This window comes from Mesorhizobium sp. M0518, assembly GCF_040321125.1.
GTDB lineage: Bacteria > Pseudomonadota > Alphaproteobacteria > Rhizobiales > Rhizobiaceae > Mesorhizobium.
The window spans coordinates 68719-82630 of record NZ_JAMYQY010000012.1 but is presented as its reverse complement, the minus strand read 5'-3'; the positions used below and the strand labels follow the sequence as shown (position 1 = coordinate 82630).

Sequence of the window (13912 nt, the reverse complement as noted above, 5' to 3'; positions counted from 1 at the left end):
CGTTCCGGCGGCAGGTTGGACTTTTCCAGTGCGGCAGTTTCAACACCCCGAGCCGCCGTACGGGAAAGCATGGAGGAGCGCGCGTTAGTCAGTCATCGCGCCTTCCCCCGGCGGCAGCGGGCTTCCCATCGTCCGCTGCCGCACACTTTCTAAAGCGCTTCCGCGATCCGATGCAAACGACATCGGCGGCGAGCAGCTTTATCGCGCACGGCTTCGGGCAATCTTGATGGCGGTGCGCTTTGGCAAAGGCCACAATGCAGATGTCTGCCACTCAACCTTCCGGCGAAATCGCGTATAACAGCCCTATGAAGATTCTCGTCATAGAAGACGATCGCGAGGCTGCGGATTACTTGCAGAAAGCCTTTGCCGAGGCGGGTCACACCGCTCATGTCGCCGGTGACGGCGAAACCGGCTTTGCGCTCGCCGACGCCGGCGACTACGACGTGATGGTGATCGACCGGATGATGCCGCGTCGCGACGGCCTGTCGGTCATTGCCGGTCTCCGGTCCAGGGGCAACACGACGCCGGTGCTGATCCTGTCGGCGCTCGGCGAGGTCGATGATAGGGTCACGGGGCTGCGCGCCGGCGGCGACGACTACCTGACGAAACCCTATGCCTTCTCCGAGCTTCTCGCCCGCGTCGAGGTGCTGAACCGGCGCGCCAGTGCCAAGGAAGCCGAAACCGTCTACCGCGTCGGCGATCTCGAACTCGACAGGCTGTCGCATTCGGTCCGCCGTGCGTCACGCGAGATAACGCTGCAGCCGCGTGAATTCCGCTTGCTCGAATATCTGATGCGGCATGCCGGCCAGGTGGTGACGCGCACCATGCTGCTGGAAAATGTCTGGGACTACCATTTCGATCCGCAGACCAATGTCATCGACGTCCATGTCTCCCGGCTGCGCGGCAAGATCGAGAAGGGCTTCGACAAGCCCATCCTGCATACGGTTCGCGGCGCCGGCTATATGCTGAAGAGCGGCTAGCTGCGGCATGGCTCTTTCCGTGCCAGCCATCATGAAGACGACGGCAGCCCGGCTTTCGGCGCTCTACTTCCTGCTCTTCGCGCTGTGCGCGGTGGCGCTCGTCTTCTACATGACGTCGCTGTCGGCGCGAATGCTGACCGCGCAGACGCAGGAGACCATCAATGACGAAGTGCTCGGCCTTGCCCGCGCCTACCAGCGCGGTGGCCTGCCGATCCTGGTGCGCGTGGTGGAACAGCGCTCGCGCCAGCCCGGCGCCAACCTTTACCTGATCGCCGACGCCAACGGCCAAATCCTGACCGGCAATGTGCAGAGCCTGGAGCCGGGCGTTCTCGAGAACGAAGGCTGGACCAGCAGTCCGTTCTCTTATCAGCGCTTTGGCGAGGGAGAGCTCGAGCGCCTGCGCAACCTTCCCGCCGAGCAGGGTACCACCACCCAATCCGAGCAGAACGATGCGCAGGCGCAGGGCGAAAAGGGCCACAACGCCATTGCGCTGGTGCTGCGGCTGCCGAACCAGATGATCATGCTGGTCGGCCGCGACCTTGGCGAGCCGGAGCGGTTTCGTGCGGTCATCCGCCGTGCGCTGATGCTGGCGCTCGGCATGATGGGGCTGGGCGGATTGCTGATCTGGTTTTTTGTCGGCCGCGCCGCGCTGAAGCGCATCGACAGCGTGTCGGAAGCCAGCCGCCGCATTATGGGCGGCGATCTGTCGGGCAGGCTGCCGGTGACGGGGGTTGGCGATGAGTTCGACCGGCTCTCCGAAAATCTCAATGCCATGCTGGCCAGGATCGCCGCGCTGAATGAAGGCTTGAAGCAGGTTTCCGACAACATCGCGCATGATCTGAAGACGCCGCTGACCCGGCTGCGCAACCGGGCCGAAGCGACGCTTTCGGGCAAGCAAAAGCCTACCGACTACCGGCAGGCGCTGGAAGGCACCATTGCCGAGTCAGACCAGTTGATAAAAACCTTCAACGCCATCCTGATGATCTCCCGGCTGGAGGCTGGCTACTCCTCGGAGAACACCAACCGCGTCGATCTGGCGGAGGCCGTGCGCGATGTCGTCGAACTCTACGAGCCGGTGGCGGAAGAGGCAGGCGTGTCACTGGAAGCAGACGCGCGCGAGGCGGTGTCCGTCAACGGCAACCGCGAACTGATCGGCCAGGCGCTGTCGAACATCGTCGACAACGCCATCAAATATTCCACCGGCGCCAATGCCCAGCCGGCGGTGCGCGTCACGCTCGAGCGAGCCGGTGCGGACGTTCGCCTGTCCGTTGCCGACAATGGACACGGCATTCCCGACGATGGCGACCGCGCCCGCGCCACGGAACGTTTCGTGCGGCTGGAGAAGAGCCGTTCGCAGCCGGGTTCCGGTCTTGGCCTCAGCCTCGCCAAGGCGGTCATGACGTTCCACAATGGCCGGCTTGAACTCTTGCCTGGCAATCCTGGACTATCCGTGGTCATGAGTTTCCCGGCTCGGGAGGATCACTGATGAGCACTGCAGCGAAGCGGGTGGAGACTGGATGGCTGCTGAAGCCGGCTGCCAAGCTTGCTCCGCTCGACAAGGACCGTGCGCGGTTGGAACTGGCCGAGATCGCTTCCGCCGCGCGCGAAGAAGGACTGACGCGGCTGGCCAAGTTCCTGGCAGGCAAAGGGGAGGGCCAGGATTTCCTTGCCGCCGTCTTCGATCTGTCGCCGTTCCTGCGTGATACCGCACGTCGCCGGCCGCAAATCCTGGACGGGCTGTTCGAGCAGACGATCGAGGCTCGGCTGAAGGCGATCGGCGCCGCCATCGACCAGGTGCATCTAACCGAAGCAGTCTCGGAATCCGGCCTGATGATGGAGCTGCGCCAGTGGAAGGCGGAGGCGCATTTCCTGATCGCGCTGGCCGATCTTGCCGGCGAGGCCGAAACGGCGCTGACGGTCCGGCGATTGAGCGATCTTGCAGACGCCTGCACCCGTGCGGCCGTCGACTTCCTGCTGCGTGACGCGCATGGCCAGGGCAAACTCAAACTGCCGGATGTCGGCAATCCATCGAAACAGTCGGGCTGGATCCTGCTCGGCATGGGCAAGCTCGGCGCGCATGAGCTGAATTTTTCCTCCGACATCGATCTGGTGGTTTTCTTCGATCCGGAAGCGCCCGCCGTCGTCGATCCGCTCGACGCCACCGAGTTGTTTTCGAGGCTGACGCGCCGCCTGGTGCGCATCCTGCAGGACCGCACCGAACACGGTTATGTCTTCCGCACCGATCTGAGACTGCGCCCAGACCCCGGTTCGACACCGCTGGCGATCCCGGTCGAGGCGGCACTGCGCTACTATGAAGCACGCGGCCAGAACTGGGAGCGCGCCGCGATGATCAAGGCACGGCCGGTGGCAGGCGATCTGGCCGCGGGTGCGGCCTTCCTCAAGGAGTTGCAGCCCTATATCTGGCGCAAATACATGGACTACGCGGCGATTGCCGACGTCCATTCGATCAAGCGCCAGATCCACGCCCACAAGGGCCATGGCGAGATTGCGGTCAAAGGCCACAACGTCAAGCTTGGCCGCGGCGGCATTCGAGAGATCGAGTTCTTCGTCCAGACCCAGCAGCTCATCGCCGGCGGACGCTTCCCTGAACTGCGTGGCCGCGAGACCGTGCCGATGCTCGGCGAGCTTGCGACCCGCGGCTGGATCACCGCCGAGGCGCGCGATGCGCTCGCCCGCCAGTACTGGTTCCTGCGCCGCGTCGAACACGCCGTGCAGATGGTTGCCGACGAGCAGACGCACACGCTGCCGGAAGATGATGAAGGCCTGGAGCGCATCGCCTACATGCTCGGCTTTGCCGATGCTTCTGCCTTTTCTCAAGCGTTCCGTGCCTCGCTGCAGCAGGTCGAACGTCACTACGCGGCACTGTTCGAAACAGCACCCGAACTGTCGACCGGCATCGGCAACCTGGTCTTCACCGGCGATGTCGACGATCCCGATACGCTGCAGACCTTGCACGGGCTCGGCTTCCAGCGGCCAAGCGACATCTGCCGTGTCATCCGTGGCTGGCATTTCGGCCGCTATCGCCTCACCCAGTCGGCGGAGGCACGCGAGCGGCTGACGGAACTGACGCCGGCGCTGCTGCGCGCCTTCGGCCAGACGCGCCGGGCCGACGAAGCTCTGATGCGCTTCGACGAGTTTCTCGCCGGCCTGCCGGCTGGCATCCAGCTGTTCTCCCTGCTGCAGTCCAATCCTGCCCTGCTGAAGCTTCTGGCGACGATCATGGGGGCCGCCCCCCGGCTGGCGGCGATCATCACCCGCAGGCCGCATGTCTTCGATGGTTTGCTCGACCCGGCCTTGCTCACCGAACTACCGGACCGCGCCTATCTGTCGGCGCGGCTTTCCGCCTTCGTCGAGGGCGACCGACTTTACGAGGATGTGCTCGACCGGCTGCGCATTTTTGCCTCCGAGCAGAAATTCCTGATTGGTGTCCGGCTGCTCGCCGGCTCGATCGATCCGGCGCGGGCCGGCCGCGCCTTTTCCGATCTGGCGGATCTCACCATCGAGGCTGCGTTGAAGGCGGTGACGGCCGAATTCGCGGCACGCCACGGCATCATTGCCGGCGGCGTGGTTTCGCTGCTCGGCATGGGCAAGCTCGGCAGCCGCGAGTTGACTGCCGGATCGGATGTCGACCTGATCCTGCTCTACGACCACGCGCCGGATGCCGAAGAGTCCAACGGCGACAAGCCGCTGGCGCCTTCGCATTACTACACCCGCATGACGCAAAGGCTGATCGCGGCGGTGTCCGCGCCGACGGCGGAGGGCGTGCTCTACGAACTCGACCTGCGCCTGCGGCCGTCCGGCAACAAGGGGCCGGTGGCCACCCATATCGATGCCTTCAAGAAATACCAGCGCCAGGAAGCCTGGACCTGGGAACACATGGCGCTGGCCCGCGCCCGCGCCATTGCCGGCGACGCCAGCCTGTGCGGCGAGGTTGAAGCGGAAGTGGCGACGGTGCTTGGACAGCCGCGCGACGCCGCCAAGGTGATGGCCGAGGCTGCGGACATGCGGGCCATGATCGAGAAGGAAAAGCCGCCGCGCGATCTCTGGGACATCAAGCTTATTCCCGGAGGATTGATCGATCTGGAATTCATCGCCCAGGTGGCCGTCATCACCGGGCAGGTCGAGACCGGGCGCCGCGCCACCGGCACCGCCGAGATCCTGTCGCGCCTCGCACCGGGCTTCGCCGATGCCGGGATAAGGCAGGAGCTTGGCGATGCCTACGCGCTCTATCTTGCACTGACCCAGATGACGCGGCTGTGCCTCACCGGAGCCTTTGAGCGCGACGACGTTCCGCCGGGGCTTTCGGATCTGCTTCTGGCGGTGACCGACTTGCCGGATTTCGGTGTGCTGGAAGCACACCTCAAGGAGACGTCGCAGAAGGTCAGGAAGGACTTTGATCTTTTGTTTCGTTCGGGATCACCGTGAAGCGATCGTCCCTTGGAATTGAAGACGTTTCGTGTTTCCAGTCTCATGCAGCTACTCTGTTCGCCGAATCTGCCGGAGCGCGCGGCGTGCGTGAGCCTGCAAAATTCTCTCCCGCAGATAGGCGTAGAAGCGCGGCGGCAGCATACCATAGTCGAATCGGGACGGTTTGCTTCTCGCGATGGGCCTGAGATCGGGACCCGGCCAGAGGAAGTCATTGGTTTCGGTCACGACGATCCATGACGGCGTGTCATCGAGGCAGAGATGGGCTTTGAGTGGCGCAGGTATTTCTACTGCATCGGCAGGATCAGCCGGTGGCGAGTGTGTGACCGGAACGACCGTTATGACTTCACGGCCCTCCACGACCCGGCGCGCGGCGACAATGGCGCATGGTCGGTTTTTGCGACCTTCTTCGGCACCCTTTCGTGTTCTCTCACCCAGAGGTAAGAATAGGAAATCACCAGACCCGGGATAGGTTTGGGCAGGCTCACGGTGTCCAGTCTTTGAGCATCGCATCGAGCCCGGCATATTCGCTCGGTACGGCGCTTTCGGCGATGGCGTTCAGCGTCTCATCATCCAGTTCTTCCGCGTTACGGGCGACTCGTCCCTTGACCAACACCTCGAACATCGCCGCCGACAGGAGTACCGTGTGGGTCCGGCCATTCTTTGTGATTGCGACCGGCGCACGCTGGGCAGCGTCCTGAAAACGCCCGACATTCTGCTGGAATTCTGTTGAAGTCACTCGCATGACAAAGTCTACCTTTCTTATCTAAGGTGGATAAAATAGATAACTTTGTCAAAGCGTTTCACCTCGCGTCCATGAGGTGGGATCAGGCCTGGGATGGTGATAAAATATTCACGCTGCAACCTTGATCGCCGGCACGGCCCTCTTCACCGGAATGCGCACCGACACGATCGTGCCGACACCTTCGCTCGACCGGATCTTCAGCGCGCCGCCCTGAAGCTCGGCCAGCGAACGTGAGATGGCAAGGCCAAGGCCAGACCCGGCATGGCTCTTGGAGAACTGGTTCTGCACCTGCTCGAAGGGCCGTCCTAGCTTGCCGAGCGCCTCCTTGGGAATGCCGCAGCCATTGTCCTCGATCGTCAGCACCAGCGCGCCGGATGTGTTGCGGGCCCTGACCGATATGTGGCCGCCCTGGCCGGTGAATTTCACCGCATTGGACAAAAGGTTGATGACGATCTGCTTGATCGCGCGGCGATCGGCGACCAGCGTCAGCGCATCGGCAATGCGCGTTTCCACGGTGATGGCCTTTTGCGCCGCCTGCAGCGAGACGACGCGAACCGTTTCGCTGATCAGCGGGCCAAGATCGATCTCTTCCCGGTCCAGCGAAAACTGGCCGGCCTCGATCTTGGACATGTCGAGAATGTCGTTGATGACGCCCAGGAGATATTTGCCGCTGCTGTTGATGTCGGTGGCATATTCTTCGTAGCGCTCCGATCCGAGCGGGCCGAACAGCCCTTGTTCCATCAGTTCGGAGAAGCCGATGATCGCGTTCAGCGGCGTGCGCAACTCATGCGACATGTTGGCCAGGAATTCGGATTTGGCCCGGTTCGCCGCTTCGGCCCGTTCGGTTTCCTTCATGTATTTGCGGTTGAGGTCGACCAGTTCGCGCGAGCGCTCCTCTTCGGCCCGCCGCGCGAGGCTGAGATCATGGATCGTTGCCATCAGCCGGCGCTCGCTGTCGACCAGCTTCTCCTGGTGCAGCTTGATCTGGGTGATGTCGGAGCCGACCGAGACGATGCCGCCGTCCCGGGTCTTCAGTTCGTTGACCTGCAGCCAGCGGCCATCGGCCAGCTGCCGCTCGAAAGTGGCGCCGCCCTGCAGACCGCTGGTGTGGGCAAGCCGCCGTTCGGAAGCAAAGGCCAGCATGCGTTCTTCCAGCGCCGCGCGCGCGGTGCCCGGCATCACGTCGCGGTCCGAAAGCCCGTTGTCCTGCTGGTATTTGGAATTGCACATGATCAGGCGCTGCGTCGAATCCCACAGCACGAAGGATTCGTTGATGTTCTCGATCGCCGTTCTGAGGCGAAGGTCGGCAGCCTCGGAACGCAGCGCCAGATGACGCTGTTCGGTGACGTCGACGGCAATTCCGATCAGCTGGATCTCCGGGGCTTCCGGATCGATGACCTGCGCCCGTGCGCGCATCCAGATCCATTGGCCGTCGGCGTGGCGCATGCGGAACACCTGGTCGATGTGGTCGATCTCGCGTGCGACGATTCTGTTGGCGAGCTCGAACAGGTCGCCGTCCTCGGGATGGATGATCTGATCGACCTCGCCGAAGGACAGCATCGTGTCGCAGGGTTTGTAGCCGAGCATGTCGTACATCGAGCGCGACCAGTACATCTTGCCGCGCACCATGTCCCAGTCCCACAGGCCGCAGCGGCCGCGAACCAGCGCCATGTCGATGCGCTGATGCGCTTCGAGGTAGATGCGGTCGGCCGCCTGCGCACGCGCGGCCTGGCCGAAATAGGCATAGAGGATGACGATCAGCACGCCGGCCGTCAGCACGAACAGGGTGACGTTCAGCGAAACGGTCTTGCGCCAGGCATCGAAAACCGCGTCCTGTGGCACCAGGGCCGCCGATGCGCCCTTTCCGCCATCCGCCAGGCTGACCGCGGCGTACCAGTCCCGTCCGCCGATGTTGACGTCCATGACGCCGGCACGATCGCCGAACATGAACAAGGGCTGGCCGCCCTCGACGAGGCCGTCCAGCGAATGGCCCTGCCATGGCATCGAGCGCGGCGTCACCGCGACGATCTTGAAAGCGCTGTCGGTGATGACAAGCACATGGCTGCGGCCCATCGCGCCCTGACGGCTGGTGGTCTCCAGCAGATCCTGTATGGCGCCGGGCACCGTTTCCGAGGTGGTGGCGAGCGAACTGGCCAACTGGCCCGCCGCCAGCGTCAGGATCGCCTTGGCATTGCGCTCGACATCGTCGCGCTCGTTCATCAGTGACAGCACGCGCAGCGCTGCGATGACGATCAGGAAGGTGATGATGAGGGCGGGTATTGATCGGCGCAGCAGCGGCTCGGCGGCCAGAAGCCGCCGGTAGGCCGGTTCGGCGATGAGCCGCGTATTCCCGGCAAGACCGTCGCCGCGCGTCTCGCGATGCGCAAAAACCGTCCCTCCGGGCGCGCCCCACGCGTCCGCCTTCGCCATAAATGGCACTCCCCGAATTTGCCTATGCTGCTTGGCGATCCGGCAAACGCCGCACATCCGAATCGTCAGTAAAGAATCAAAGGTGATTCGCCTTGTCCAGTGGTCCGGCGAAAAAAGATTAAAAATCGACTAAAATAACGCCGAAACGGCCCAATGTCTCTTGCCGGGCGCCCGCTTATGCCAGCGTACGCTCGACAATATCCCGCAGATCCGCCGATAGGTTTTCGGCGCCGGCGATCGACAGCAGCGCTTCCCTGGCCTTGGCTTGCCGCAAAGGTTCGAGCGAACGCCACGATCTGAGCGCCGTCGCCAGCCTGGCTGCCACTTGCGGGTTGCCCTTTTCAACCTCGAGCACAGTCTGAGCAAAGAACCAGTAGCCTTCGCCGTCAGCACGATGGAAGCCGGTCTGGTTGGCGCTGGAGAAGGTGCCGATCAGCGAGCGAACTCGATTCGGATTGCCCATCGAGAAGGCCGGGTGGTTGGTCAGGGCCTTCACGGTGTCGACGGTTTGCGGCCCCGGAACGCTGGCCTGGATCTGGAACCATTTGTCCATGACCAGCGGGTCGGACCCATAGGTCGTCTCGAAAGCCGCCAGCGCCTCGACCGCCTCGGGCGAACCGTGGTGACGATGCGCGAGCACGGCAAGTGCTGCCGCGCGGTCGGTCATGTTGGTCGCCGACTGGAAATGCCCGGCGGCGAGTGCTGCTCCACCCGGCTGCAGCGACAGATAATCCAGCAAGGTGTTGCGCAAGGCGCGTCGTCCGGCGCTCGCCGCGTCGAGGCTGAACGCTTCTCTGTCGGCAAGGCTGCGGTAGAGGCCCGAAAAAACGTCCCGGTTCGCAGTGCCGATCGCCAGCGCCAGTGCCTCGCGAGCCGCATAGATGGCATCGGGGTCGATGTTCCTGCCGATGTCGCGGGCGATGTCGGCTTCGCCGGGCAATGCCAGCGCCAGTGCTCGATAGGCCGGCTCCAGCGTCTCGTCACCGGCGATGCTGCCGGCGAGTTCGATCAGCCGCGGTGCAAAGGCCGGCTGCTTGCCGCCGAGGACCTCGCGGAAGGCTGATATCAGTGCATCGGTCAGCAATGTGTTGAAGGCCTGCCAGCGCGAGAAGGCGTCGCTGTCATGGCGGGCGAGAAAGAACTGGTCGTCGGCTTTCTGCTCGACGGACAATGTCACCGGCGCCGAAAAGCCGCGGTTGAGCGACACGGCCGGGCGCTCGGTGACGCCTGAAAACCGCACCATGTGGCGGCGCTTGCGGATATGGATGACGCCGTCCTCGACGCTGGCGCCTTCGACGCCGCTATACGGCACAGGCTTGCCGCCGGCGCCGATCAGGCCGAAAGCCAGCGGGATGTGCATCAGCCGCTTGCGGCTTTCGGACGGTGTCGGCGGCACCGACTGCTCGATTTCGAGCGTGAATTCTTGCGCGGCCGGATTGTGCGTCGAACTGATCGTCAGGTTCGGCGTGCCTGCCTGATGATACCAGAGCGCGAACTGCGACAGGTCGCGGCCGGACGCATCCTCGAACACCTTGATGAAATCCTCGATCGTCGCCGCGTCACCGTCGTGTCGCTCGAAATAGAGGTCCATGCCGGCGCGAAAGACGTCGGCACCGAGAATTGTGCGGATCATGCGCACCACTTCGGAGCCCTTCTCGTAGACCGTCGCCGTGTAGAAATTGTTGATTTCGCGGTAGCGGCGCGGCCGCACCGGATGCGCCAGCGGACCTTGGTCCTCGGGAAACTGGTGGGCGCGCAAGGTGCGCACTTCGGCGATGCGCTTGACCGCGCGCGAACGCTGGTCGGCAGAGAATTCGTGATCGCGGAAAACCGTCAGGCCTTCCTTCAGGCAGAGCTGGAACCAGTCGCGGCAAGTGATTCTGTTGCCTGTCCAATTGTGGAAATACTCATGCGCGATGATCGCCTCGATATTGGCGAAATCGGCGTCCGTCGCGGTCTCCCGGTCGGCCAGCACATATTTGTCGTTGAAGATGTTAAGGCCCTTGTTCTCCATCGCGCCCATGTTGAAGTCGGACACGGCGACGATGTTGAAGACGTCGAGATCGTATTCGCGGCCGAACGCCTCCTCGTCCCATTTCATCGACCGCTTCAGAGCATCCATCGCGTAGCCGGCCAGGTTCTCCTTGCCGGGCTCGACATAGATGCCGAGTTCGATCGTGCGGCCCGATAGCGTGACGAAACTGTCCGCAAGCTGGCCGAGATTGCCGGCCACCAGCGCGAACAAATAGGACGGCTTGGGGAAAGGGTCGTGCCACACTGCATAGTGCCAGCCGTCGCCGAGGTCGCCCCTGTCGACCGGGTTGCCGTTGGACAGGAGCAGCGGCGCTTCGTCACGTATTGCCTCTATGCGCACCGTGTAGACGGACAGGATGTCGGGACGATCGAGGAAATAGGTGATGCGGCGAAAGCCCTCGGCTTCGCATTGCGTGCAGTAGACATGGCTCGAGCGGTAGAGGCCCATCAGGGCTTCGTTGCCGGCCGGCGCCACCTCGGTCTCTATGAGCAACTGGAAGCGACGCGCCGCCGGCGGCTTGAGGATGGTCAGTTGATCAGGCGTCGCCAGCAGATCCGCCGGCTTTACCTTCTTGCCGTCGATCTCTATGCGCTTGAGGGTCAGCCCGTCGCCGTCGAGCACCAGCGGTGCCGACACGGAGACGTCGTCACGACGCTCTATCGTGAGCACGGCGGTGACACGCGTTGCGTCTGGCGAAAGGCGGAAGGTAAGGTCGGTTTTCGGAATGAGGTAGTCGTTGGGGCGATAGTCTTCGAGTTTGAAGACCTGGCCGGTGTCCGTGCGCATTCCGTGGGTTTTCCTGTCGATTGCGTTGGCGGCGGATTGTGTCCGCTGGTCCAAGAAATTTGAAGTCCGCGCTCTTTACACGAAACCGCCCCTCGACAAAACTGAGGCAATGCCTATTTCAGGCGTTCCTTCTCCTGTCATCATCACGAGGCATCCATGACCGTCGTCACACCGAAATTCGGCATGGGCGCATCCGTGCTGCGGCGCGAGGATGCCGCCTTCATCCAGGGCCAGGGCCGCTATACCGACGACATCCAGCCGGCTGGCGTCCTGCATGGCTATGTCCTGCGCTCGCCGGTCGCCAAGGCCAGCTTCACCATCGGTTCGACCGAGGCGGCGAAGGCGGCACCTGGCGTCCATCTGGTGCTGACCGGCAAGGATCTTGCCCATCTCGGCGATCTGAAATCCGGCGTCATGCAGGAACAGCCGGACGGCACCAAGGCTCCGACGCGCGACATCCCGATCCTGTGCCGCGACCGCGTCAACTATGTCGGCGATGCCGTTGCCTTCGTCGTCGCCGACAGCCGAGCCTTGGCGCAGGATGCCGCCGAACTGATCGATGTCGACTACGACGGCGAAGACGCGGCCTCGGGGACGGCAAATGCACTTGCCGAAGGCACGCCGCTGGTCTGGCCGGAGCTTGGTTCCAACCGCGCCTTCAGCTACCACATGGGCGACAGGAAAAAGACCGAAGCGGCTTTCGCCAAGGCCGCCCATGTCACCCGCATCGAGTTCGTCAACAACCGGCTGGTGTGCAACTACATGGAGCCGCGCTCCGCGATCGGCGAATGGAACGTTGAGGAGAAGCGCTTCGTGCTGACCACCGGGTCGCAAGGCGTGCACTCCATGCAGTATATCCTGGCCAGCGTGTTCAAGATCAAGAAAGACCAGCTGCGCGTCATCACGCCTGATGTCGGCGGTGGTTTCGGGCCGAAGAGCTTCGTCTACCGCGAATATCCGCTGGTGCTGGAAGCGGCAAAGCGGCTTGGCCGCCCGGTGAAATGGGCGGGCGACCGCACCGAACACTTCCTGACCGACGCGCAAGGCCGAGACAATTTCGTGAAGGCCGAGATGGCGCTGGACAAGGACGGCCGCTTTCTCGGCATGAAGGTGGACCTGCTCGCCAACATCGGCGCCTATATCTCGCAATACGGTCCGTTCATCCCCTATATCGGCGTCACCATGTCGACCGGCGTCTATGATATCCAGGCGCTCGACGTCTCGGTGACCGGCCTCTACACCAACACCTGCCCGGTCGATGCCTATCGCGGTGCCGGCCGACCGGAAGCAGCCTTCCTGCTGGAAAAGCTGGTCGATGCCTGCGCCCACGATCTCGGCCTGCCTGTCGAGGAGATCCGCCGCCGCAACTTCATCCGGCCGGAGCAATTTCCCTATCGGACGCAAACCGGCCGCCTCTACGACACCGGTGAATTCGAAGGCCATATGGAGCGCGCCATTGAGCAATCCGAATGGAAAGCGTTTCCGGAGCGGCTGGCGCAATCGAAGGCCGGCGGAAAAATCCGCGGTCTCGGCATGGCGACCTATATCGAGGCCTGTGCCTTTCCGGGCTCCGAACCGGCCTTCGTCGAACTCAATGGCGATGGCACGGTGACGCTGAAGATCGGCACCCAGACCAACGGGCAGGGGCACGCCACCGCCTATGCACAGTTCCTGTCGGAAAAGCTCAATCTCGACATCGACAAGATCCATGTCCGCCAGGGCGACACCGACGAATTGAAGGCCGGCGGTGGCACTGGCGGCTCGCGCTCCATTCCGCTGGGGGGTGTATCGGCTTCCCGCGCGGGCGAGGATCTGGCCAACAAGATCAAGCGCATCGCAGCCGACGAACTGGAGGCTTCTGCCGGCGACATTGAGCTGTCTGATGGTGTTGCCCGCATCGTCGGCACCGATCGCTCGATCGATTTTTCCGCTATCGCCAAGGCCGCCAAGACATCAGACGATCTCAAGGGCTTTGGCGAGTTCGTGCAGGACGAATGCACCTATCCCAACGGCACCCATATCTGCGAGGTCGAGATCGATCCCGACACCGGCGCGACCGAGATCGTCCGCTACACCATCGTCGACGATTTCGGCGTCACCGTGAACCCGATCCTGCTCGCCGGCCAGGTGCATGGCGGCGTCGTGCAAGGTATCGGCCAGGCACTGACCGAGGACACTATCTATGGCGAGGATGGACAGCTTTTGACGGCGAGCTTCATGGATTACGCCATGCCGCGCGCCGACAATTTCCCGTTCTTCCATTTCGAGACCCGCAACGTGCCTTCGACCACCAATGCACTCGGCATCAAGGGCGCGGGCGAGGCCGGCACCATCGGCTCGACGCCTGCGGCACTCAATGCGGTGACCGACGCGCTCTGGCGCGCTTATGGCGTCAAGCACATCGACATGCCGGCAACGCCGGCGCGTATCTGGACGACGATCCGGGAAGCGTCGGGAGCGTGAGAGCAGGCCCCGGCAGCCCCTCGGCCA

The 13912-nt window shown here is 63.3% G+C and carries 7 protein-coding genes; 4 read left to right on the top strand and 3 right to left on the bottom strand.

The genetic code is table 11. From position 1 onward, the window contains the following. Positions 1-305 precede the first annotated feature (305 nt). The 3 genes from NKI66_RS18650 to NKI66_RS18640 are packed head-to-tail and all read left to right on the top strand — an operon-like array spanning position 306 to position 5426. Positions 306-980: a response regulator transcription factor gene (locus tag NKI66_RS18650; protein WP_023812818.1), complete on the top strand. Its 675-nt coding sequence runs from the start codon at positions 306-308 to the stop codon at positions 978-980. A gap of 7 nt (positions 981-987) precedes the next feature. Next, positions 988-2466 (top strand): sensor histidine kinase, encoded by a 1479-nt coding sequence (locus NKI66_RS18645; RefSeq protein WP_023812819.1) that lies wholly within the window; start codon positions 988-990, stop codon positions 2464-2466. Further along, the gene (locus NKI66_RS18640) at positions 2466-5426 is read left to right on the top strand and encodes a bifunctional [glutamine synthetase] adenylyltransferase/[glutamine synthetase]-adenylyl-L-tyrosine phosphorylase (protein WP_352752522.1); all 2961 of its coding nucleotides are present in this window, start codon (positions 2466-2468) and stop codon (positions 5424-5426) included. The genes NKI66_RS18645 and NKI66_RS18640 overlap by 1 nt, the downstream gene beginning before the upstream one ends. 484 nt (positions 5427-5910) lie before the next feature. On the opposite strand, the gene NKI66_RS18635 is transcribed toward NKI66_RS18640, so the two are convergent. The 3 genes from NKI66_RS18635 to pepN all read right to left on the bottom strand — a co-directional run bounded on the left by NKI66_RS18635 (position 5911) and on the right by pepN (position 11422). Further along, the gene (locus tag NKI66_RS18635) at positions 5911-6171 is read right to left on the bottom strand and encodes a type II toxin-antitoxin system prevent-host-death family antitoxin (RefSeq protein WP_023812822.1); all 261 of its coding nucleotides are present in this window, start codon (positions 6169-6171) and stop codon (positions 5911-5913) included. A 108-nt stretch (positions 6172-6279) separates the two neighbouring features. Continuing rightward, positions 6280-8601, bottom strand: a complete 2322-nt coding sequence (locus NKI66_RS18630) for a PAS domain-containing sensor histidine kinase (protein WP_352752520.1) — start codon at positions 8599-8601, stop codon at positions 6280-6282. Between the two features lie 175 nt (positions 8602-8776). After that, on the bottom strand, positions 8777-11422 hold the full coding sequence (gene pepN, locus NKI66_RS18625; RefSeq protein ID WP_023812824.1) for an aminopeptidase N: 2646 nt from the start codon (positions 11420-11422) through the stop codon (positions 8777-8779). 156 nt (positions 11423-11578) lie between these two features. Here pepN and NKI66_RS18620 point away from each other — a divergent pair, with 156 nt between their 5' ends. After that, a complete protein-coding gene (locus tag NKI66_RS18620; RefSeq protein ID WP_352752517.1) occupies positions 11579-13885 on the top strand; it encodes a xanthine dehydrogenase family protein molybdopterin-binding subunit in 2307 nt (768 codons plus the stop codon). Positions 13886-13912: the final 27 nt, after the last annotated feature.